Origin of the sequence: Limnohabitans sp. 2KL-27 (assembly GCF_001269345.1) — a bacterium.
Classification (GTDB): Bacteria; Pseudomonadota; Gammaproteobacteria; order Burkholderiales; family Burkholderiaceae_C; genus Limnohabitans_A.
The window spans coordinates 1,744,976-1,766,012 of record NZ_CXOP01000002.1 but is presented as its reverse complement, the minus strand read 5'-3'; the positions used below and the strand labels follow the sequence as shown (position 1 = coordinate 1,766,012).

The 21,037-nt window shown below is 61.2% G+C and carries 17 protein-coding genes; 1 reads left to right on the top strand and 16 read right to left on the bottom strand.

The annotated features are described in order from the left end of the window. Positions 1 to 6: 6 nt before the first annotated feature. From hisS to LHAB_RS11240, 8 genes are all read right to left on the bottom strand, one after another. Entirely contained in the window at positions 7 to 1,344 is a 1,338-nt protein-coding gene (gene hisS, locus LHAB_RS11275; protein WP_090046405.1) for a histidine--tRNA ligase, read from the bottom strand. Further along, positions 1,341 to 2,612: a flavodoxin-dependent (E)-4-hydroxy-3-methylbut-2-enyl-diphosphate synthase gene (gene ispG, locus LHAB_RS11270; protein ID WP_090046404.1), complete on the bottom strand. Its 1,272-nt coding sequence runs from the start codon at positions 2,610 to 2,612 to the stop codon at positions 1,341 to 1,343. The genes hisS and ispG overlap by 4 nt, the downstream gene beginning before the upstream one ends. Next, positions 2,609 to 3,565, bottom strand: a complete 957-nt coding sequence (locus tag LHAB_RS11265; RefSeq protein ID WP_090046401.1) for a helix-turn-helix domain-containing protein — start codon at positions 3,563 to 3,565, stop codon at positions 2,609 to 2,611. The genes ispG and LHAB_RS11265 overlap by 4 nt, the downstream gene beginning before the upstream one ends. Continuing rightward, entirely contained in the window at positions 3,558 to 4,709 is a 1,152-nt protein-coding gene (gene rlmN / locus LHAB_RS11260) for a dual-specificity RNA methyltransferase RlmN (RefSeq protein ID WP_090046400.1), read from the bottom strand. Before rlmN ends, LHAB_RS11265 begins: the two co-directional genes overlap by 8 nt. Positions 4,710 to 4,742: 33 nt before the next feature. Then, positions 4,743 to 5,168 carry a nucleoside-diphosphate kinase gene (gene ndk / locus LHAB_RS11255; protein WP_090046397.1) on the bottom strand — a complete coding sequence of 142 codons (426 nt, stop codon included), beginning with the start codon at positions 5,166 to 5,168 and terminating at the stop codon, positions 4,743 to 4,745. Positions 5,169 to 5,293: 125 nt separating this feature from the next. Continuing rightward, entirely contained in the window at positions 5,294 to 6,502 is a 1,209-nt protein-coding gene (locus tag LHAB_RS11250) for a pseudouridine synthase (RefSeq protein WP_090046395.1), read from the bottom strand. Next, the gene (gene scpB, locus LHAB_RS11245; protein WP_090046392.1) at positions 6,499 to 7,281 is read right to left on the bottom strand and encodes an SMC-Scp complex subunit ScpB; all 783 of its coding nucleotides are present in this window, start codon (positions 7,279 to 7,281) and stop codon (positions 6,499 to 6,501) included. Before scpB ends, LHAB_RS11250 begins: the two co-directional genes overlap by 4 nt. Positions 7,282 to 7,420: 139 nt before the next feature. Then, positions 7,421 to 8,422 (bottom strand): RluA family pseudouridine synthase, encoded by a 1,002-nt coding sequence (locus LHAB_RS11240; protein WP_090046390.1) that lies wholly within the window; start codon positions 8,420 to 8,422, stop codon positions 7,421 to 7,423. A 73-nt stretch (positions 8,423 to 8,495) separates the two neighbouring features. Between LHAB_RS11240 and LHAB_RS11235 the strand changes: the two genes are divergently transcribed. Further along, positions 8,496 to 9,281 (top strand): outer membrane protein assembly factor BamD, encoded by a 786-nt coding sequence (locus LHAB_RS11235; protein WP_369814117.1) that lies wholly within the window; start codon positions 8,496 to 8,498, stop codon positions 9,279 to 9,281. Here LHAB_RS11235 and LHAB_RS11230 read toward each other — a convergent pair. From LHAB_RS11230 to LHAB_RS11195, 8 genes are all read right to left on the bottom strand, one after another. Beyond that, the gene (locus tag LHAB_RS11230; protein ID WP_090047914.1) at positions 9,247 to 11,262 is read right to left on the bottom strand and encodes an ATP-dependent DNA helicase; all 2,016 of its coding nucleotides are present in this window, start codon (positions 11,260 to 11,262) and stop codon (positions 9,247 to 9,249) included. The two genes, LHAB_RS11235 and LHAB_RS11230, sit on opposite strands and share 35 nt — an antisense overlap. 95 nt (positions 11,263 to 11,357) lie before the next feature. After that, on the bottom strand, positions 11,358 to 11,576 hold the full coding sequence (locus LHAB_RS11225) for a DUF465 domain-containing protein (protein ID WP_369814116.1): 219 nt from the start codon (positions 11,574 to 11,576) through the stop codon (positions 11,358 to 11,360). Then, positions 11,573 to 11,911 carry a hypothetical protein gene (locus LHAB_RS11220; RefSeq protein ID WP_090046386.1) on the bottom strand — a complete coding sequence of 113 codons (339 nt, stop codon included), beginning with the start codon at positions 11,909 to 11,911 and terminating at the stop codon, positions 11,573 to 11,575. The genes LHAB_RS11225 and LHAB_RS11220 overlap by 4 nt, the downstream gene beginning before the upstream one ends. Then, the gene (zapE, locus tag LHAB_RS11215; protein WP_090046384.1) at positions 11,908 to 13,005 is read right to left on the bottom strand and encodes a cell division protein ZapE; all 1,098 of its coding nucleotides are present in this window, start codon (positions 13,003 to 13,005) and stop codon (positions 11,908 to 11,910) included. The genes LHAB_RS11220 and zapE overlap by 4 nt, the downstream gene beginning before the upstream one ends. A gap of 113 nt (positions 13,006 to 13,118) precedes the next feature. Beyond that, a complete protein-coding gene (gene lpdA / locus LHAB_RS11210; RefSeq protein WP_090046381.1) occupies positions 13,119 to 14,546 on the bottom strand; it encodes a dihydrolipoyl dehydrogenase in 1,428 nt (475 codons plus the stop codon). Between the two features lie 58 nt (positions 14,547 to 14,604). After that, positions 14,605 to 15,858 (bottom strand): 2-oxoglutarate dehydrogenase complex dihydrolipoyllysine-residue succinyltransferase, encoded by a 1,254-nt coding sequence (odhB, locus tag LHAB_RS11205; protein WP_090046379.1) that lies wholly within the window; start codon positions 15,856 to 15,858, stop codon positions 14,605 to 14,607. Between the two features lie 91 nt (positions 15,859 to 15,949). Beyond that, the gene (locus tag LHAB_RS11200) at positions 15,950 to 18,817 is read right to left on the bottom strand and encodes a 2-oxoglutarate dehydrogenase E1 component (RefSeq protein ID WP_090046377.1); all 2,868 of its coding nucleotides are present in this window, start codon (positions 18,815 to 18,817) and stop codon (positions 15,950 to 15,952) included. Between the two features lie 227 nt (positions 18,818 to 19,044). Continuing rightward, the gene (locus LHAB_RS11195) at positions 19,045 to 20,943 is read right to left on the bottom strand and encodes a propionate--CoA ligase (protein ID WP_090047912.1); all 1,899 of its coding nucleotides are present in this window, start codon (positions 20,941 to 20,943) and stop codon (positions 19,045 to 19,047) included. Between the last annotated feature and the right edge of the window lie 94 nt (positions 20,944 to 21,037).

Below are 21,037 nucleotides of genomic sequence, written 5' to 3'. Positions count from 1 at the left end.
TGCGCTTCAAAGCGGAGATTGTAGGCTCAGGGCCCAGTCGGCTACCGTGCTCAAAGACTCGGTACGCTGGGCACCTGCGCCGTCGCGCAGCGATTTGACCGCCACCTGGCCTTGGGCCAGTTCTTCGGCCCCAAACACCAGGGCATACCGAGCCCCCGAGGCATCGGCCTTCTTGAATTGGGACTTCATGCTGCCCATGCCTTCGCCACTGCCTGCATGCATCTGGGCCGAGAGGCCGCAAGCGCGCAAAGCCTGCAGCACCTGCATGGCCAAAGGCAAGGCAGCCGCTTCGGGAACGATGGCGTACACATCAGGGGCCAAATCGGGCAAAGCCTCACCCTGTTCCTTGATGAGTTCAAGCACACGCTCGACGCCCAAAGCCCAGCCGACGGCAGGCGCTGGCTTGCCGCCAATTTGTTCAATCAGGTAGTCATACCGGCCACCGCCACAGATGGTGCCTTGCGAGCCCAAGCGGGTGGTGATGAACTCGAACACCGTGAGGTTGTAGTAATCCATGCCGCGCACCAGGCGCGGGTTGATGCTGTAGGTGACGCCGTTGGCATCGAGGATGGCCGTGACGGCCTGGAAGTGGGCCAATGAGGCCTCACCCAAAAAATCGAGCAAACGGGGCGCAGCATCCACCACACTTTGCATGGCCGGGTTTTTGGTGTCCAAAATGCGCAACGGGTTGCTGTGCAAGCGGCGTTTGGCCTCTTCGTCCAGCACATCGCTGTGCTGTTCGAGGTGGGCGATCAATGCCGCGCGGTGGGCTTGGCGCTCAGCCGGCTGGCCCAGGCTGTTGAGTTCCAAGCGCACGTCTTGGAGGCCCAGCACCTTCCACAGGTCATGCGCCAGCAAGATCAGTTCGGCATCGACCTCCGGGCCACCAAAGCCCAGTACCTCGGCGCCGATCTGGTGAAACTGCCGATAGCGACCGCGCTGCGGCCGCTCGTGGCGGAACATGGGGCCCATGTAATACAGGCGCTTGCCGCCTTCGTACAGCAGGTTGTGCTCGACCACCGAGCGCACCAAACCGGCCGTGCCTTCTGGGCGCAGCGTGAGTTGCTCGCCGTTCAAGCGGTCTTCAAAGGAGTACATCTCCTTCTCGACGATGTCGGTGACCTCGCCCAGGCCACGCACAAACAAGGCAGTCGGCTCGACGATGGGCAATCGCACATTGCGGTAGGCGTAACGGGCCATCAAAGCACGAACTTGGCCCTCCAGCCACTCCCAACGCGCCGAGTCGGGCGGCAAGATGTCGTTCATGCCCTTGACGCCGACCAGCTTCTGGGCTTTGGCCGTTTTTTCGACTTTGGGGGTGTTTTCTTTCAGCGACTCGCTCATTTTTTCTCAGCAGATCCGGAACCGAATCGGTTCTCAATGTAGTTTTCAACCAGCCCCTGAAACTCTTGCGCGATGCCTTCGCCGCGCAAGGTCAGGCGCTTTTCACCGTCGATGAACACCGGGGCTGCAGGCGCTTCGCCGGTGCCGGGCAGGCTGATGCCGATGTCGGCGTGCTTGCTCTCGCCAGGGCCGTTGACGATGCAGCCCATCACGGCCACCTTGAGGTTTTCGACCCCAGGGTAGCGCACACGCCAGACGGGCATTTGGGCGCGCAAAAAGTCGTCAATTTGTTTGGCCAGCTCCTGGAAGGTGCTGCTGGTCGTGCGGCCACAGCCTGGGCAGGCCGTCACGCTGGGCACAAAAATGCGCAAGCCCAGTGACTGCAAAATCTCGGACGCGATCACCACCTCTTGGGTTCGGGCTTCGCCCGGCTGGGGGGTGAGGGACACGCGGATGGTGTCGCCAATGCCTTCTTGCAGCAGCACCGACAAAGCCGCCGCCGAAGCCACCGTGCCCTTGGTGCCCATGCCCGCTTCGGTCAGGCCCAGGTGCAAGGCGTAGTCGGTGCGGCGGCCAAGCTCACGGTACACCGAAATCAAATCCTGCACGCCGGAGACCTTGCACGACAGGGCAATCTGCGCCCCATCCAAGCCCATGGCTTCGGCACGCTGGGCTGACGAAATGGCCGAAGAGATGAGCGCTTCGTACATGACCTGTCGCGCCTCCCAAGGTTGGGCGCGCTGGCTGTTGGCGTCCATCAACTCGGCCAGCAGGTCTTGGTCGAGGCTGCCCCAGTTCACACCGATGCGGATGGCTTTGTTCCACCGCATGGCCGCTTCGATCATTTGGCCAAACTGCACATCGCGCTTGTCACCCTTGCCCACATTGCCCGGGTTGATGCGGTACTTCGACAGCGCCTCGGCGCAAGCCGGGTAATCGGTCAGCAAGCGGTGGCCGTTGTAATGAAAGTCGCCGATCAGCGGCACATCAATGCCCATTTTGTCGAGCTGGTCGCGAATGTGCGGCACGGCCTCGGCAGCTTCGGGGGTGTTGACGGTGATGCGCACCATCTCGGAGCCGGCAATGGCCAGTTCCTTGACCTGGATGGCGGTGCCGATCACGTCCACCGTGTCGGTGTTGGTCATCGACTGCACGCGCACCGGGGCGCCGCCACCGACGGTGACGACACGCGAACCCCAGACCACTTTGGATTGGCGACTTTTGCGCTGGGCAGGCACAGCGATGGCAACGGGAGACAAAGCACTCATGGTTTCACCTCAAAACGGGCGACATTGATTTTGGTGTGTGGCTTCAGGTCCAAAGGTTGGCCCTTGAAATTCACCTCAATGGCATCGGCCCGGCCGACCACCACAGAGACAGGATGGGGTGCTGGCAAGCGCTTTGAATCGCCCGTGTGAAGCACCCCGTTCCACAAAAGTTGATTTTGGCTGTCCCGCACTTCGACCCAGCTGGTGTTGAGGGCACTGAAGAGCAATTCAGGTGGCAGCGCAACCGAAGCCGCAGTGGGCACTGAGGCCGAAACAGGCACGGAGGCCGCAGCAAGCATGCCAGGCGTTAAGGGAATGGCCATCGGCAAGCTCACAGGGCCGCCCTGCCCACCAGCCTGCGATGGATCGGTGATGGCGGGAGGATTTGGGGACATGGCTTCAGAAACCGGTGTGATGACCGTGGCCACCGACTCGGGTTGGGACTCGGGCGAGGCCAAGGTTGCAGTCAACGCTGCCGTCACCGCCTTGAGCCAGACCCATTGCGACGGATGAGGCGCCCAGATCAGGACAACGATCAGGACCACCATCGCGCCAGCAGCCCACCTGGCCTTGCTGGGCACATCCGCCGAAACCCTGCGCACTCGCCCCAGATCGGTGGGTGCGACGTACGCATGGCGCACTGCACCATGCGGCTCCAGGTAATTGGACGACATGGGCATCAAAGCCAAAATTGGGGCGGGATCGACGCGCAATTGGCGGCACATGCTGGCAGCCAGCGCCCGGGCAAACACTGGGCTTTGGTCAGCGGGGTACTGGTCCGCCTCCAAAGCCTCCAGCTGACGCACGGGCACTTTCAGGTTCACCGACAAGACCGCCAGATGCACCCCGGCCAGTTGCCGTGCAGCTTTCAACAAAGAGCCCGCTGTCGTGGGCGCGGTCGCCGCGCCTTCAGGCGTCAATGAAAGGGTGTCCGCATTCGTTTGGTCAGGCATCACCGGGCTCCTGGGCTGGAACAGAAGACGCAGGCACCCAACGGATGGTGCGCTGCTGCGCCATGCGATTTTGCACCTGGGTGCGGTCTTTCACATCACCGGCCAACTGGCCGCAAGCGGCATCGATGTCGTCACCGCGGGTTTTGCGCACGGTCGTGACCAGCCCCGCGTCCTGCAACTGCTTGGCAAAGGCTTGCACTCGGGCCTGAGGTGAGCGCAGCAAGCCCGAAGCCGGAAAAGGGTTGAAAGGAATCAGGTTGAATTTGCAACGCAGCCCCTGACGGGCGTGCTTTTGCACCAGGTCGATCAAAGCGCTGGCGTGCTCGGGCTGGTCATTGACACCATCGAGCATGCAGTATTCAAAGGTGATGAAGTCACGCGGGGCATGGGCCAAATAGCCGATACAGGCCTGCAAGAGTTCATCGAGCGGGTATTTGCGGTTGAGCGGCACCAGGTTGTCGCGCAGCGCATCAAAGGGCGCGTGCAGCGAGACCGCCAGAGCCACCGGACAATCGGCTGACAAGCGCTCGATCATGGGCACCACCCCCGATGTGGAGACCGTGACACGGCGTCTCGAGAGGCCGTAACCATGGTCGTCGAGCATGGCGCGCAATGCAGGCAGCAGGGCCGAATAGTTTTGCAGTGGCTCGCCCATGCCCATCATCACCACGTTGGAGATGACACGCTCTTCGGTTTTCAGGTGTTGGCGCAAAAAGTGTTCGGCAAACCACAGCTGGGCCAGGATCTCACCTGTGCTGAGGTTGCGACTGAAACCCTGATGGCCGGTCGAGCAAAAACGGCAGCCCACCGCACAACCGGCTTGGGACGAAATGCACAAGGTCCCGCGGTCGTCCTCGGGGATGAACACCGATTCGATGGCATTGCCATCGCCCACATCGAACAGCCACTTGATGGTGCCGTCGGCAGACATGTGCTGACTGATCACAGGCAGCGCCGAAACGTGTGCATGGGCTTGGAGCTTTTGGCGCAAGGACTTGGCCAAATCGCTCATTTGATCAAAATTTGCAGCGCCCCGCTGGTGGATCCAGCGGAACAACTGGGTGGCCCGAAAGCGCTTTTCGCCCAAGCCTTCGCAAAAAACGGCCAGACCTTCCAGGTCGAATTCGAGAAGGTTGGCCGTCATGGGGTCGTCAGTCGCGCAGGAGCCGCGACGCGATCAGCGTGGGTAAACGTTCAAGCCAGCGAAGAAGAAGGCAACTTCGGCGGCAGCAGTTTCAGGCGCGTCGGAGCCGTGCACAGCGTTGGCATCGATGCTGTCAGCGAAATCAGCACGGATGGTGCCAGCATCGGCTTTCTTGGGATCGGTCGCACCCATCAGGTCGCGGTTTTTGGCAATGGCGTTTTCGCCTTCCAGAGCCTGAATCATCACGGGGCCGGAGATCATGAAGTCAACCAAGTCCTTGAAGAAAGGACGTGCACTGTGCACAGCGTAAAACTGCTCGGCTTCACCGCGCGACAAGTGCGCCATGCGGGCAGCGACCACTTTCAGGCCAGCAGCTTCGAAACGGGCATAGATTTGACCGATGACGTTCTTGGCGACTGCGTCGGGCTTGATGATGGAGAGGGTGCGTTCGATGGCCATGGTATTTCCTGTAACGAAAGGGTTTTAATTGCATTTTTGCCCTGCGGCAAAGCCCGTCATTCTAACCTGAGCGGGCCCGCCCAAAGGCAGCCGTGGGGCACATGGCCCCATGGAAAAAGCTGGAATCAGCGGCTGCGGCCACCGCTGCCCCGCCCACCACGGCCAGGGCCACCCGGGGCTTTTTTCAAGCGGTTGAAACTCTCGGCTCCAATGTACTTGGCCTCGCTTTTGGGGCCATCCGGCTTGGCATGCAAGCCTGAACCACCTGGGGCCTGGTTGGGTTTGGCCACAGGCTTGGCCCGCGGAACAGCCGTGCCTGCCCTGCCCTGCCCGCCAGTACGAGGGCGCCGATCATTGCGGTCGGTGCGTGAGACGGGGCGCGGCGCAGGGGTCCGAGTCCGATCCAGCGTCCCCGCAGCACGCATGAGCGCACGGATGTCGGATTCGTCCAACTCCAGCCAGGCGCCGCGGCGCAGGCCATGCGGCAGCACCATGGCGCCATAGCGAATGCGGATCAGGCGACTGACCGCGTGGCCCACGGCTTCCATCATGCGGCGCACCTCGCGGTTGCGGCCCTCGGAAATGGTGACGCGGTACCAACAGTTGGAGCCTTCGCCACCGCCGTCTTCAATGGAGCCGAACTGCGCCGGGCCGTCGTCGAGCATCACGCCGTCGAGCAGTTTTTGCTTTTCGTCCTTGCTCAAAGCGCCCAAAACGCGAACTGCGTATTCACGCTCCAGACCGAAACGCGGGTGCATCAGCTGGTTGGCCAACTCGCCCGAGCTGGTGAACAACAAGAGGCCTTCGGTATTCAGGTCCAGACGACCCACCGATTGCCATTTGCCATTTTGCAAGCGCGGCAGCTTGCGAAACACCGAGGGGCGGTTTTGCGGGTCGTCGTTGCTGACAATCTCGCCTGCGGGCTTGTGGTAGGCAATGACGCGGGCGGGCGGCGGGTCAATCCGGATGTGGATGGCCTTGCCGTTGACCTTGATCTGGTCACCATATTGAACACGCTGGCCCACGTGGGCGGATTCGTTGTTGACCGAAATTCGACCTTCGGCAATGAGTTTTTCCATCTCAAGGCGCGAGCCCATGCCCGCTTGGGCCAGCACTTTGTGCAGCTTGGGAGAATCGGTCTGAGGGGCCAGCACACGCTTACCCAGGTCGATGGCGACCTCTTGGGCCGCTTCTTCGTCGTCAAACTGTCCCGAGACCACATCGGCCAACGCAATTGGCTTGTAGACCGACTCGGCGGCCCCCCCAGCCTTGGATCGGTGCGCTGGGGTCTCAGGTGATGCCGAGCGGGGGTCGTCTTGATGATCTTGGTTCATGTGTTGGAAGACGCTTCGCCATTGAGCGGATGGTCAGGGTGGTGATCTGATGGCGCAGACAAGCTAGGATCATCGTTGTGATCGGAAGGAGCGCTCGGTGCGTCCTGGGATTCATTCAAGCCGACCGATTCGGCCGGAAATTGGTCATCGTTCGAGTCCGCCACGATGGGCATCTCGAACGGCAAGGCATTGATCGCGTCTTCTAGAGACAAGGACGGCTGAACCGGCAACTCGTCCACCAGACCCGACAAAGCCGAGGTCTGGCCATCGACTTGCGACAGCATGGGCAACTGATCCAGCGCGGCCAAGCCCAGATCATCCAGAAATTGGCGTGTCGTGGCATAGAGCCCAGGGCGACCGACAGTTTCACGGTGGCCGATGACTTCAACCCAGCCTCGGTCTTCAAGCTGCTTGAGGATTTGCGAGTTGATGGTGACGCCACGGATGTCTTCCATGTCGCCGCGCGTGACCGGCTGGCGGTAGGCGATGATGGCCAATGTTTCCAGCACGGCGCGGGTGTACTTGGGGGGCTTTTCGGGGTGCAAGCGATCTAGGTATGTGCGCAACTCGGGGCGACTTTGAAAGCGCCAGCCGCTGGCCACACGGATCAGCTCCAGTCCCTTTGGGGTCCATTCGTTTTGCAGGTCTTGCAGCAATTGCCGCAGGGTGTCGGCCCCGAGCGCATCGTCAAAAAGCACGCGCATGTCGCGCAATGACAAAGGCTGACCTGCCGTGAGCAAGGCCGTTTCCAGGACACGCTTGGCTTGCGCCGTATTCATGTGTCGATCTTTCGGGAAAAAGACGCCTCACGGCGTCAAAGGTGCAGAGGTGATGGCCGCTTCTGCAAAGAAACAACCCCGTTCTGGAGGGCTTTGGCCGTTGGCCAGGCCCTGGATGCGCCCAAACCGGTGTTCCGGCTCAAGCTCCCTGAGTGGTTGCATTGTAGCTGAGGCCCCAATCGGACAAAGCCCGCGCCATGTCTTCGGGCAAAGGCGATCGGATGTCGACCGACTGACCGGTGATGGGGTGAACAAAGGCCAGGTGCCAAGCATGCAAAGCCTGGCGCGCCATGCCAGCGGCTTTGGCTCCGCCATAGACGGCGTCCGCCAGCAAGGGGTGGCCCATGTGCGCCATGTGCACCCGGATTTGGTGGGTGCGACCGGTGTGCAAGGTGCATTCGACCAAGCATCCGAGCTTGTTGTGGTCCAACACCTCGATGGTGGTGGCGGCCGTCTTGCCGGACTGGTGCGTCAAATCAACCACCGCCATGCGCAGGCGGTTCGCAGGGTCACGGCCAATGGCAGCCTCCACCTTGGTTGGCGAAGGTGTATGCCACGCTTTGTGTCCAATGGCCAGGTACTGACGGCGCACGTCACGAGCCGCAATCAAGTGGACCAGCGCATCCATGGCCTGGCGCGTACGGGCCACCACCATCAAGCCGCTGGTGTCCTTGTCCAAGCGATGCACGATGCCTGCGCGGGGCACTTCGCAGGCTTGCGGGTCCAGCGCCAACAAACCATTGAGCAGCGTGCCGCGCCAGTTGCCAGGGGCCGGATGCACCACCAGACCCGCTGGCTTGTTGATGACACGCAGGTGAGCGTCTTCGTAGACCACATCGATGGGCATGTCTTCCGGCACAAATGCCTGCGACTGGGGGGTGGCCCGCAAGGTGACCAACACCTGATGCCCCAGGCGCACCTTGGTCGACACCTTGGTGACCACTCGCCCGTCGATCAGGGCATCGCCCTGCTCGATCAATTGCTGCAAGTAACTGCGCGAAAACTCGGGCACCATTTGCGCCAAAGCACGGTCCAGGCGTTGGCCATGCAGGGCCACCGGCACCAGACAGGTGCGCACCTCCTCGTCCGATGCCTCCAGCACGCGCTCGCCATCGTCCAGCAAGGCAGAGGGCTCATCCATTTCAGGGTCGGTCGATATAATCAAGGCGTTCAACAGTACAAGGGTGTCACAGATGCGAAGCTTGAGATTATCGATGGTTCCAACTGGCCTGGTTTTGGCTGCGGGACTGTTCCTGTCAGGCTGCGCCAATACCACCAAGGACGTCACAGCGGGCTGGACCCCTGAGAAAATCTATGCTGAAGCACGTGACGAGGCCAACGCCGGTGCCTGGGACAAGGCCATCACCTATTACGAAAAGCTCGAAGGCCGCGCTGCCGGTACCGTTTTGGCGCAACAAGCCCAGATCGACAAGGCCTACGCCCAATACAAAACCGGCGACAAAATCCAGGCCATCGCCACCTTGGACCGATTCATCCGCCTGCACCCGGCCAGCCCAGCGCTCGACTACGCGATTTACCTCAAAGGCTTGGTCAACTTCAATGACAACTTGGGATTGTTCGCTTTCATCACCCGACAAGATCTTTCGGAACGCGACCAAAAAGCAGCCAAGGACTCCTACGAATCCTTCAAAGAATTGACCACACGCTTTCCCGATTCCAAATATGCCCCGGAAGCACGTCAACGCATGCTGCACATCGTGAACGCACTGGCCGCCTACGAAGTGCACGTGGCCCGCTACTACGCCAGCCGCGGGGCCCATGTGGCCGCAGTCAACCGCGCTCAACAGGCGATTGCCGAATACCAGGGTGTGCCAGCGGTCGAGGAAGCATTGGCGATTTTGGTCAGCTCCTACGATGCCATGGGCATGACTGCCCTGCGAGACGACGCCAAGCGCGTGCTCGAAAAGAATTTTCCCCAATCCGATTACCTCAAAGCCGGCGGGGTCAAGAAGTCGTCCAGCTGGTGGCGTCTGTGGTGAGTTGACGCAAAGTCGCTAAAAACTCGTCATGGCCGTTCAAGCGGCGCATTTCCGGTAAGCCCCGGAGCAGTCTGCGGCCATAAGACATGGTGGCCAGGCGTGTATCGCACACCACCAAAACACCCCGATCCGTTTCACTGCGGATCAAACGTCCAGCCCCTTGCTTGAGGGTCACGGCGGCTTCGGGCAGTGCATGGTCGGCAAAAGCACTGCCCCCTTCACGGGTGATGCGCTGACTTCGGGCTTCAAACAAGGGATCTCCGGGCGGCGGGAAGGGCAGCTTGTCGATCACCACCAACTGCAAGGCCTGACCGGGCACATCAAAGCCCTCCCAAAAGGAAGCCGATGCCACCAGCACACAACCTGCACGCCCATCGCCCCCGCCTTCGCGAAAGCGCTCCATCAAGCGCCGCTTGGGGCTTTGCCCCTGCACCAGCACTTCCACGTTCGATGCCGGGTCTAGTCGGGTCTGCAAATACTCCCCGATCGAGCGCATGGCATTCAAGGTGGTGGTGAGCACCAGTGTGCGCCCGCCCAGCAACTCCACCGCATCGACCACCAGCTGCGCCACATGCGCAGCGTGACCCGGGTCTGCGGGTTTGGGCAAATGCTCGGGCACATACAGTGCAGCTTGCTGTGCGTAGTCAAAGGGGCTGCTGACCTGCATAACCTGCGCGGAAGTCAGACCGCAAGGCTCGGTGAACCAGCGCAATCTGGGCTCGTCCCCCAGCGTGGCCGAGGTGAAAATCCAGGCCCGCTGCCCGACCCCAACGGGCGTCGCTGTCGAATCGTCTGCCGGGTGCCGGGGGTCGCCCGCCATCAAGGCCTCCAGTGAATCGGGATCAGCGGGCTCAACAGCCGCGCCGGACAAGGTGGGCTGCACAGGACAGGTCAGGGCAGAAAAGGCCTGCGCGATGTCCAAAGGCGACTCGATCAATCGCAGCTGTGCACTGACTTCGGCCCAACGCACACCCTCCGGGTCCGGTGGATTGGCAAACAAGGCCGCTTTCTGTTCCAACTCACGGGTGCGCTCCAACAGGCGCTGAAAATCCGGCGCCAGCTCGACCACCATCTCCAGCCCGGCCTGCATGAGCGCCAAAGCTTGCTGCAATGTGTGTAAGGCCTGCGCCCAATCGGCCGACGCCACGCCCTCGGGGCAGCGCTCGGTCCAGCGCAAGCGCACGGATCCGCGGTGCAGGCCGGCGGCCAATCTCAAATCGCGGGTTGATTTTTCAAGGCCATCGGTCAAGGCATGCCAATCGACCAGGCCCCGGGCCAGCTGCAGACCCGTGGCCAGCACATCGCGCGACAACTCCAAAAGCTGCACTGTGGACAGTTGCTTGCCCAGAAAGTTGACACCGATCTCGTTGAGCTGATGGGCCTCGTCAAACACCGTCACGCGCACCGTGGGCAGCAACTCGGCCACACCCGACTCGCGCACAGCCATGTCGGCAAAGAAGAGATGGTGGTTGATGACCACCACATCCGAGGCCATCGCTTCCTTGCGGGCCAGGTTCACATGGCAGGCGCGGTAGCTGGGACAACTCGACCCGAGACAATTGTCCCGGGTCGACGTGACCAGCGGCCACAAGGCAGAACGCTCATCCAGACCCGTCAGCTCGGCCATGTCGCCGGTGCGGGTGGTCTGTGACCAGGTTTCGATCTTGGCCAGCGCCCACTCGGCACCCGGCTGGGCGGACTCGGCGCTGTGGCGGGCTTGCGCCATGCGGTGCAAGCACAGATAGTTGGCGCGGCCCTTGAGCAACGCCACGCGGATCGGCAAACCCAGCACCTCGATCAGGCGAGGAATGTCGCGAGAAAACAATTGGTCTTGCAGCGCCTTGGTGGCCGTGGACACCAGCGCCCGTTGCCCGCTGAGCAAAACCGGCACCAGATAGGCATAGGTTTTACCAACACCTGTGCCAGCCTCCACCACCAGCTGGCCACCCTGCTCCAGGGTCTGCGTCACCGCCAGCGCCATGTCGGTTTGCCCAGCACGTGGTTGAAAACCCGGCACCGAATGGGCCAAGGCCCCATGGCTGGACAAGGTTTCGGACACCCTTTGCAGCAACAAGCTCAAGCAGGCTCCTTAGGGTCCAGAAGCCACTGCAATCGGGTCATTTGGTCGCGCAAAGCCAATCGCCTTTTTTTGAGCCGACGCAGCAGCAACTCGTCCAGAGGCTGCGGGGCCAACACCGCCTGGTCAATCAAGGCATCCAAATCGGCATGGGCCATCTGGCACTCGATCAACTGCCGCTGGGGCGAGCGCAGGTTTTCGGCTGAAGCGTCCATCATGGCGCAGTGGGCTGACTGGTTTGCTTGCCCTGCAAACGCAAATCACGCTGCTCGGTTCGCCACTGACGCTCTTGGGCATTGAGCAGCAGGTCTTGTTGGCGCAAGGGCTCCAGTGCGGACCGGCGTATTTGCCGGGCTTCACTCAGGCAAGCATTGACGGCAAATTTTCGCCAGCAGGCCTTGGCCTCTTCCTGATAGACCGCCATGACCTCGGCACGTTGGCTGGCCAGCGCTTCGCGCTGCACACGGATGAACTCTGGCTCGCCCACCAAAGATTGCGCGCCCAACCAAGAACTCGACAATGCGGCCAAAACCGCCATGGCGTAGCGTTTCATGTGAGGTGCGTGTCCACGGTGCGGTGCTCAAGCGCGAGGAACTCGCTCGACTGCATCTCGTGCAGACGAGACACCGTGCGCGGAAATTCATGCGACATGGGCCCCGAGGTGTACAGCCCTTCAGGGGCCACGGCGGCCGACATGATCAACTTGACCCGGCGGTCATACAGCACGTCAATCAACCAAGTGAAGCGTCGCGCCTCGGAGGCCATACTGACGGGCATGTGCGGCACATTGCTCAGCAGCACCGTGTGGTACTGCGTGGCGATTTCGAGGTAATCGTTTTGCGAGCGAGGCCCCCCGCAAATCGCTCGGAAGTCGAACCAAACCACATCACCGGCACGGCGCTTGGCCGTGATTTCCCGCGCTTCGATGTGCAGCACCGTGTCTTCATCGGGCCCGGTGGCCAGGCGGTTGAAGGCGTCGTTCATCTCGGCGTCGGCTTGCTCGCCCAAAGGGGCGTGGTAGAGCTTGACCCTCTCCAAGGTGCGGCGGCGGTAGTCGGTGCCGTTGTCCACATTGAGCACCTCCATGCGCGCATTCAGCAAAGCGATGGCAGGCAGTATGCGGTCGCGGTGCAGGCCATCGGGGTAGAGGCCGTCGGGCTCAAAGTTGGAGGTGGTGACAAAACCCACCCCGTTATCGAAGAGTGCCACCAGCAGGCGGTGCAAGATCATGGCGTCGGTGATGTCGGCCACATGGAACTCGTCAAAACAAATCAGCTGGTACCGCTTGGCCATGCGTTTGCCCAACTCATCGAGCGGGTTGACGGTGCCCTGGATCACGGTGAGTTCGCGGTGCACCTCACGCATGAACTCATGAAAATGCAAACGGGTTTTGCGCTCGATCGGGACGGCCGCAAAAAAACAATCCATCAAAAAGCTCTTGCCACGCCCTACCCCACCAAACATGTAGACCCCCTTGGGGATCTCCGGGCGGCTCAGAAATTTGCCCAGCAGGCCCGAGCGCTTGGACTTGTAGGCCGACCACTCGCCGGCGCAGCGCTCCAGTGCCTCAATGGCCCGCAACTGCGCGGGGTCGCTTTGGTAGCCCCGTTTTTGGAGTTCTTCTTCGTAAACTGCACGAACGGACATGGGTGGCTTGCTCTTGATTTCAATAACAAAACCCGGGACAAAGCCCGGGTTTTCAGGGATGCGGAACTTTAACCCAACTCACCCGAAACCGCAGTGACGGGTGCGTCAAGGTCTCAGAAATTCAAGCTGCGCTTGTCCACAGCCAAAGCAGCCTCTTTGGTCGATTCGCTCAAGGACGGGTGTGCATGGCAAATGCGTGCGATGTCCTCGGCGCTGGCGCGAAATTCCATGGCCACCACGGCCTCGGCGATCAACTCGGAGGCTTGTGGGCCCACGATGTGCACGCCCAGAATTTCGTCGGTGGTGGCGTCCGCCAGCATTTTCACCATGCCGGTCGTATCGCCCAAAGCGCGGGCACGGCCGTTGGCCAAGAAGGGGAACGAGCCCGCCTTGTACGCCACGCCATCGGCTTTGAGTTGCTGCTCGGTGCGGCCCACCCAAGCGATCTCGGGACTGGTGTAGATGACCCAGGGGATGGTGTTGAAGTTCACGTGTCCATGCTGGCCCGCGATGCGCTCGGCCACCGCCACGCCCTCTTCTTCGGCTTTGTGCGCCAGCATGGGGCCGCGCACCACGTCGCCAACCGCCCACACGCCAGGCAGGTTGGTTTTGCAGTCGGCGTCGACCACGATCGCGCCGCGCTCGTCGAGCTGCAGGCCCACCGCTTCGGTGTTCAAACCGATGGTGTTGGGCACGCGGCCAATCGAGATGATCAGCTTGTCGGCGTCCAACTTCACGGCTTCGCCTTTGGCGTTGGTGTAGTGGACGGTGACACCCTTCTTGCCGTTGACGATCTCGCCCACTTTCACGCCCAGCTCGATCTTGAGGCCCTGCTTGTCGAATGCTTTCTTGGCCTCTTTGGCGATTTGCTCGTCCACCGCGCCGAGAAAAGTAGGCAGGCCTTCGAGGATGGTGACTTCAGCCCCCAGACGACGCCAGACCGAGCCCATTTCCAAACCAATCACGCCAGAGCCAATCAAGGCCAGCTTCTTGGGCACCGCGCCCAAGCGCAAAGCGCCGTCGTTGGACAGGACATTGACTTCGTCAAAAGGCGTGCCTGGTAAGGCACGGGCGTTGGAGCCCGTGGCAATGATGACTTGCTTGGCCGAGATGGCCTCTTCGGTCTTGCCTGCCACATGGATGGTGTAGCCGCCTTCGGCTTGGCCAGCAAAGCTGCCCCGACCGTGAAAAAAGGTGACCTTGTTTTTCTTGAGCAAATACAAGATGCCATCGTTGTTTTGCTTCACGACGGTGTCTTTGCGCGCAATCATCTGGGCCACGTCCATCTTCACGCCCGTGGCGCTGATGCCGTGTTCGGCGAAGTGGTGGTTGGCGTGGTCAAAGTGCTCGCTGGACTGCAGCAACGCCTTGGAGGGGATACAACCCACATTGGTACAGGTGCCGCCAGGGGCTGGGCCACCGGCTGCGTTTTTCCATTCGTCGATACAAGCGACTTGGAAACCGAGTTGTGCAGCGCGGATGGCTGCAATGTAGCCACCGGGGCCACCGCCGATGACAACGACGTCGAATTGTTTGCTCATGGGATAGGTCTTCTGGATGAAAAACGCCCCCTGGGCAGGGGGCATTGAAACAAGGAAATCAGATGTCGAACAGCAGGCGGGCTGGGTCTTCCAGCGCTTCCTTCATGGCCACCAGGCCCAACACCGCTTCGCGGCCGTCGATGATGCGGTGGTCGTAGGACATGGCAAAGTAGTTCATGGGGCGAACCACAACCTGGCCGTTTTCCACCATGGCGCGGTCTTTGGTCGCATGAACGCCCAAAATCGCCGACTGGGGTGGATTGATGATGGGGGTGGACATCATCGAGCCGAAAGTGCCACCGTTGGAGATCGAGAAGGTGCCGCCGGTCATCTCCTCCATGCCCAGCTTGCCGTCACGGGCCTTGACGCCGAATTCGGCAATTTTCTTCTCGATGTCGGCAAAGCTCATCTGGTCGGCGTTGCGCAAGATGGGCACCACCAAACCGCGCGGCGAACCCACCGCGATACCGATGTCGAAATAGCCGTGGTAGACGATGTCGTTGCCGTCGACCGAGGCGTTCAAGACCGGAAACTTCTTGAGGGCGTGCACAGCGGCTTTGACGAAGAAGCTCATGAAACCCAGCTTGCAGCCGTGCTCCTTCTCGAAACGCTCTTGCATGCGCTTGCGCATCTCCATGACCGGGGCCATGTTGATTTCGTTGAAGGTGGTCAAGATGGCGTTGGTCGACTGCGATTGCAGCAAACGCTCGGCCACACGGGCGCGCAGACGGGTCATGGGCACGCGCTGCTCGGGGCGCTCGCCCAAGTCGACCGCCGGTCCGGACACCTGAGGCAAGGCCTTGGTGGGCACGCCGGTCGGGATCACGGCAGCGGTGGACTTGACGCCACCGGCCACAGCGGCCAGCACATCGCCCTTGGTCACGCGGCCGTCTTTGCCAGAGCCGGCCACAGAACCTGCAGCCAAACTGTTGTCGGCCATCAGTTTGGCTGCAGCGGGCATGGCCACACCGGCCATGCTCGCCGAGGCAGCAGCAGCAGGCGCTGCAGCCGCAGGAGCTGGCGCAGCGGCAGCAGGTGCGGCAGCCGCTGGGGCCGCGGCGGCCACTTTGCCGTCGGTATCGATGCGGGCGATCAGCTGTTCAGCGGCCACAGTGGCGCCGTCGCCCTGGATGATTTCGGACAGAACGCCAGCAGAGGGCGCTGGCACTTCAAGCACGACCTTGTCGGTTTCGATCTCGATCAGGATTTCGTCGGCGGCCACGGTGTCGCCGACTTTCTTTTTCCACTGCAGCATGGTGGCCTCGGCCACAGACTCGGACAGTTGGGGAACTTTGACTTCTACGATTGCCATGATTTTTCCGTTATGCGTTGAACGTTAGGAAGGTGTACTGGAGGATTGGGGTGAAGGGCCTGGCGCTGAACACTCAGCACCAGAGGCCGCCTCACTTGGTCAGCACGAAGCCCTTGAGTTTGGCAAATGCCGCCTCAATCAGCGCCTTTTGCTGGTCCTGGTGCAGGTGCGAGTAACCCACTGCAGGCGAGGCCGAAGCGGCGCGACCGGCATAACCGAGCTTTTGGCCCTCCAGCATGTTCTCGTGGATGTTGTGCTGGATGAAGAACCAGGCACCCTGGTTTTGCGGCTCGTCCTGGCACCACACGATGTCGGTGGCGTTGGGGTACTTTTTCAGCTCGGCCGCAAACGCCTTGTGCGGGAAGGGGTAGAGCTGTTCGACGCGGATGATGGCCACGTCCTCGGCGCCCTTGGCTTCGCGGTGCTTGACCAGGTCATAGTAGACCTTGCCCGAGCAAGCCACCACGCGCTTGACCTTATCGGCCTTGAGCGTTTTGTTCTCCGGGATCACGGTCTGGAAGCTGCCATGCGTGAACTCGGACACCGGCGATGTGGCGTCCTTGTTGCGCAGCAGTGACTTGGGCGTGAAGATGACCAAGGGCTTGCGCAAGTTGCGCACCATCTGGCGGCGCAGCACATGGAAGATCTGGCTGGCCGTGGTGGGCTGCACCAGTTGCATGTTGGTGTCGGCGGCCAGCTGCATGAAGCGCTCGACGCGGGCCGAGCTGTGCTCAGGACCCTGACCTTCGTAGCCATGGGGCAACATCAAGGTGATGCCATTGACGCGGCCCCACTTGACTTCACCCGAGGCGATGAACTGGTCAATCACCACCTGTGCACCGTTGGCAAAGTCGCCAAACTGGGCTTCCCAGATCACCAGGGTGTTGGGGTCGTTGGAGGCGTAGCCGTATTCAAAGGCCAGCACCGCTTCTTCGGACAAGATCGAGTCGATGACCACAAAGGGTGCCTGCTTGTCTGAGACGTTTTGCAGGGCCACATAAGTGCCTGTGTCCCACTTTTCACGCTTTTGGTCGTGGATGACCGCATGGCGGTGTGTGAACGTGCCACGGCCGCAGTCCTCACCCGACAAACGCACCGGGTAGCCACTGGCCACCAAGGATGCGAAAGCCATGTGCTCGCCCATGCCCCAGTCCACGGGAATGTCGCCACGGCCCATGGCCGCGCGGTCGTCGTACACCTTCTTGACCAGTTGGTGAGGCGTGACCGACTCAGGGATGGTCGAGATCTTTTCAGCCAGACGCTTCCACTCAGCCAAGGGAACAGCGGTGTCGCCAGCGTCGGTCCACTTCTTGCCCAAGAAGGGCGACCAGTCCACGGTGAACTTGGTCTTGAAGTTGGTCAAAACGGGGTCGGTGGTGTTCTTGCCAGCGTCCAGTGCGGCGCGGTAAGCCTTGGCCATCTCCTCGCCCAAGTTGTCGCCCAGGCCTTGCGCGGCCAGTTTGTCGGCAAACAGTTTGCGCGTGCCGGGGTGGGCCGCGATCTTTTTGTACATCAGCGGCTGGGTCAGCGCCGGAGTGTCCTGCTCGTTGTGGCCCAGTTTGCGGAAGCAGACCACGTCCAGCACGATGTCCTTGCGGAAGGTCATGCGGTATTCCAGCGCGAGTTGCGCCGCCATGACCACGGCTTCTGGATCGTCGCCGTTGACGTGCAGCACCGGGGCTTCGACCATCTTGACGATGTCGGTACAAAACACGCTCGAGCGCATGTCGCGAGGGTCCGACGTTGTGAAACCGATCTGGTTGTTGATGATGATGTGCACCGTGCCGCCGGTGGAGTAACCACGGGTTTGGGCCAGGGCAAAGGTTTCTTGGTTCACACCCTGGCCGCCGAAAGCGGCGTCGCCGTGCACCAGCACGGGCAACACCTGCTTGCCTTGCGGGTCACCACGACGGTCCATGCGGGCGCGCACCGAGCCTTCCACCACGGGGTTCACGATTTCCAGGTGCGAGGGGTTGAAGGCCAGAGTCAAGTGGACCGGGCCACCGGCCGTGCTCACATCGGAGCTGAAACCCTGGTGGTACTTCACGTCACCGGCAGGCAAATCTTCGGGGGCGGTGTGGTCAAACTCGGCAAACAAGTCCGCCGGCAGCTTGCCCATGGTGTTGACCAGCACGTTCAAGCGGCCACGGTGGGCCATGCCGATCACAACTTCCTGCACGCCTTGGGCGCCGGCCGACTGGATCAGCTCGTCCATGGCGGCGATGAAGCTCTCACCGCCTTCGAGCGAGAAACGCTTTTGACCCACGTATTTGGTGTGCAGGTAGCGCTCCAGACCTTCGGCAGCCGTCAGGCGGTCGAGGATCTGTTTTTTCTTCTCAGCCGTGAAATTGGGCTTGCTGCGGATGCTCTCGAGCTTTTGCTGCCACCAGCGCTTTTCAGCCTGCTCGGTGGTGTACATGTACTCGGCGCCAATCGTGCCGCAATAGGTCTCGCGCAGCGCATTGAGCAACTCGCGCAGAGACATCCGGTTTTTACCGAAAAAGGTGTTGCTGGTATCGAACACGGTTTCCTGGTCGGCGTCTGTGAAGCCGAAGAAAGCGGGATCGAGGTCAGGGATGTTGGGGCGCTCGGTGCGCTTCAAGGGGTCCAGATCAGCCCAGCGTTGGCCCACGTTGCGGTAGGCGGCGATCAGCTGCTGCACGGCGGTGCGCTTGCGGCCCATCTCGACATCGGCGCTGGCCATGACGACTTTGGTACCGCCGGACTTGGCGCGCTCGGCAAAGGCGTTGATGACGGGCAGATGGGGGACGTCTTTGGCGTTGCTGCCATCGACTGCGGGGACATGCTGGAGGGCGTCGAAATACTCACGCCAAGAATCAGGAACGCTTCCGGGATTGGCCAGGTAGTTTTCGTACATCTCTTCGACGTACGGGGCGTTACCGCCGAACAAATAGGTGTTGCCTTGGTAGGCAGCGTAGACGGAATTAGTCTCGCTCATATTTCGCTGACCTCCGTTTCCCTCTGGGAAACATTAGTTGGTTGAGATTTACCTTCCGCGACACGGCTGAACCGGTTGGCGGATGCGACTGTGGCAAAGGAAGGGCCTGAGTACAGTGTGCATTGTGCCACGCCCAGTCCGATATCAAACTTACAGTCGAATCCCAGAAAGTGTGCACAAGGTTTTCGGGACAAAAAAAGACCCCGGCAAAGCGGGGTCCAGAATGGTCAGCCTTTGATCAGATCCACGATCTGCTGCAAAGCAGCCGGATCGTCCATCGTGGTCAGGTCGCCGGGATCGCGCCCCTCGGCCACGGCCTGAATGGCCCGGCGCAGCAATTTGCCGCTGCGCGTCTTGGGCAACGCCGTCACAAACAGCACACGGGATGGCCTGGCGACCGCACCCAATTGCGAATCCACCACCTTCATGACCTCGCCTTCGAGCTTCAGACGCGCTGCCGCATCCGTCAGGCCCGAGGTGTCCTTGGCAATGGCAAAGGCCATGGCCACTTGCCCTTTGAGTTGATCGGCCACACCGACCACCGCCACTTCGGCGATGTTGGGGTGGCTGGAGATGCTTTCCTCGATCTCGCGGGTGCCCAGGCGGTGGCCGGCCACGTTGATCACATCGTCGGTGCGGCCCAGGATGAAGAAGTAGCCGTCTTCGTCGCGCACCGCCCAGTCGAAGGTGCTGTAGACCAGCTTGTTCGGAACGGTTTTCCAGTAGGTCTTGACGAAACGCTCGTCGTCGCCCCAGATGGTTTGCAGGTTGCCGGGGGGCAAGGGGCCTTCGATGGTCAGCACGCCTTTCTGATTGGCGCCGGTCAGCTCCTCGCCGGTTTGGTCGTCGACCAGCTTGACGTTGTAGCCGTAAATCGCCTTACCGGGCGAGCCGAACTTGCTGGGTGCTTTTTCCACGCCGTTGCAGATGCTCAAGATCGGCCAACCGGTTTCGGTCTGCCAGTAGTTGTCGATGATGGCCTTGCCGTTGAGGCCTTCAGATATCCATTTGGCGGTGGGCTCGTCGAGTGGCTCTCCGGCCAGGAACAGGGCCTGCAGGCTGGACAGATCGTACTTGGTCAGCAGCGCAGGGTCTTGCTTTTTGAGCACCCGGATGGCCGTGGGGGCGCTGAACATGACCTGGACTTTGTACTTCTCGACCAAGCTCCACCAGATGCCGCCGTCGGGGCGAATCGGCAGGCCTTCGTAGAGGATGGTGGCCATGCCACCGATCAGTGGGCCGTAGATGATGTAGCTGTGGCCCACCACCCAGCCGATGTCGCTGGTGCAGAAAAAGGTGCCGCCGGGCTTGCCTTCAAAGATGTTGGGGATGCTGGCGGCCAAAGCCACGGTGTAGCCCCCGGTGTCGCGCTGCACGCCCTTGGGCTTGCCGGTGGTGCCCGATGTGTAGAGGGTGTAGCTGGGGTGGGTGGATTCGACCCACACGCAGGGCACGACCGCATCCATGTGCTTGGCGCGCTCGGTGGCGTAATCCACATCACGTCCGGCCACGGGGGTGAATGCAGCCAGATGACGGTCCACCATGACCACATTGACCGGCTTGTGGGCCGAGAGCTTGATGGCTTCGTCCAGCAGCGGCTTGTAGGGCACGCCCTTGCCCCCGCGTGAGCCGGCATCGGCGCTGATGATGACTTTGGGCGAAGCGTCCTCGATGCGGGTGGCCAGAGAATGCGAGGCAAAACCGCCGAACACCACCGAGTGGATGGCCCCCAAGCGCACACAGGCCAGCATGGCAAAAGCGGCCTCGGCGATCATGGGCATGTAAATCAGCACGCGGTCGCCCTTGACCACGCCCAGGTCTTGCAAGATGGCCGCCATGCGCTGCACTTCGGCGTGCAGCTCACGGTAGGTGTAGGTTTTTTCCTGGTCGGTTTCGGTCGAAACGAAGATCAAAGCCGGCTGGTCGGCCCGCTCGGCCAGATGACGGTCCACCGCGTTGTGGCACAGGTTGGTCTCGCCGCCGACAAACCATTTGGCAAAAGGCGGGTTGCTGTAATCGCAGATTTGCTGCGGCTGAACTTTCCAGTCCACCAGTTTGGCCTGCTCGGCCCAAAAAGCGTCACGGTCGTTGATCGACCGGGCATGAAATTCTTCGAAATGGCCCATGGATGTCTCCTGAAAACCCACCAAGTTGAAACCCAGAAGGGTGCGATGGTCTCGCATCACCCCGAACTTCTGAATTCATAATTATGGACAAAGG

Excerpts from the sequence above, each read along its gene's own strand:
- rlmN (WP_090046400.1), bottom strand. The coding sequence starts at position 4,709 with ATGACGGCCAACCTTCTCGAATTCGACCTGGAAGGTCTGGCCGTTTTT.
- ispG (WP_090046404.1), bottom strand. The coding sequence starts at position 2,612 with ATGAGTGCTTTGTCTCCCGTTGCCATCGCTGTGCCTGCCCAGCGCAAA.
- LHAB_RS11225 (WP_369814116.1), bottom strand. The coding sequence starts at position 11,576 with ATGATGGACGCTTCAGCCGAAAACCTGCGCTCGCCCCAGCGGCAGTTG.
- LHAB_RS11195 (WP_090047912.1), bottom strand. The coding sequence starts at position 20,943 with ATGGGCCATTTCGAAGAATTTCATGCCCGGTCGATCAACGACCGTGAC.
- LHAB_RS11230 (WP_090047914.1), bottom strand. The coding sequence starts at position 11,262 with ATGGCGCTGGCGGTGACGCAGACCCTGGAGCAGGGTGGCCAGCTGGTG.
- LHAB_RS11220 (WP_090046386.1), bottom strand. The coding sequence starts at position 11,911 with ATGAAACGCTACGCCATGGCGGTTTTGGCCGCATTGTCGAGTTCTTGG.
- lpdA (WP_090046381.1), bottom strand. The coding sequence starts at position 14,546 with ATGAGCAAACAATTCGACGTCGTTGTCATCGGCGGTGGCCCCGGTGGC.
- hisS (WP_090046405.1), bottom strand. The coding sequence starts at position 1,344 with ATGAGCGAGTCGCTGAAAGAAAACACCCCCAAAGTCGAAAAAACGGCC.
- LHAB_RS11265 (WP_090046401.1), bottom strand. The coding sequence starts at position 3,565 with ATGCCTGACCAAACGAATGCGGACACCCTTTCATTGACGCCTGAAGGC.
- LHAB_RS11235 (WP_369814117.1), top strand. The coding sequence starts at position 8,496 with ATGGTTCCAACTGGCCTGGTTTTGGCTGCGGGACTGTTCCTGTCAGGC.
- LHAB_RS11240 (WP_090046390.1), bottom strand. The coding sequence starts at position 8,422 with ATGGATGAGCCCTCTGCCTTGCTGGACGATGGCGAGCGCGTGCTGGAG.
- zapE (WP_090046384.1), bottom strand. The coding sequence starts at position 13,005 with ATGTCCGTTCGTGCAGTTTACGAAGAAGAACTCCAAAAACGGGGCTAC.
- scpB (WP_090046392.1), bottom strand. The coding sequence starts at position 7,281 with ATGAATACGGCGCAAGCCAAGCGTGTCCTGGAAACGGCCTTGCTCACG.
- LHAB_RS11250 (WP_090046395.1), bottom strand. The coding sequence starts at position 6,502 with ATGAACCAAGATCATCAAGACGACCCCCGCTCGGCATCACCTGAGACC.
- ndk (WP_090046397.1), bottom strand. The coding sequence starts at position 5,168 with ATGGCCATCGAACGCACCCTCTCCATCATCAAGCCCGACGCAGTCGCC.
- odhB (WP_090046379.1), bottom strand. The coding sequence starts at position 15,858 with ATGGCAATCGTAGAAGTCAAAGTTCCCCAACTGTCCGAGTCTGTGGCC.
- LHAB_RS11200 (WP_090046377.1), bottom strand. The coding sequence starts at position 18,817 with ATGAGCGAGACTAATTCCGTCTACGCTGCCTACCAAGGCAACACCTAT.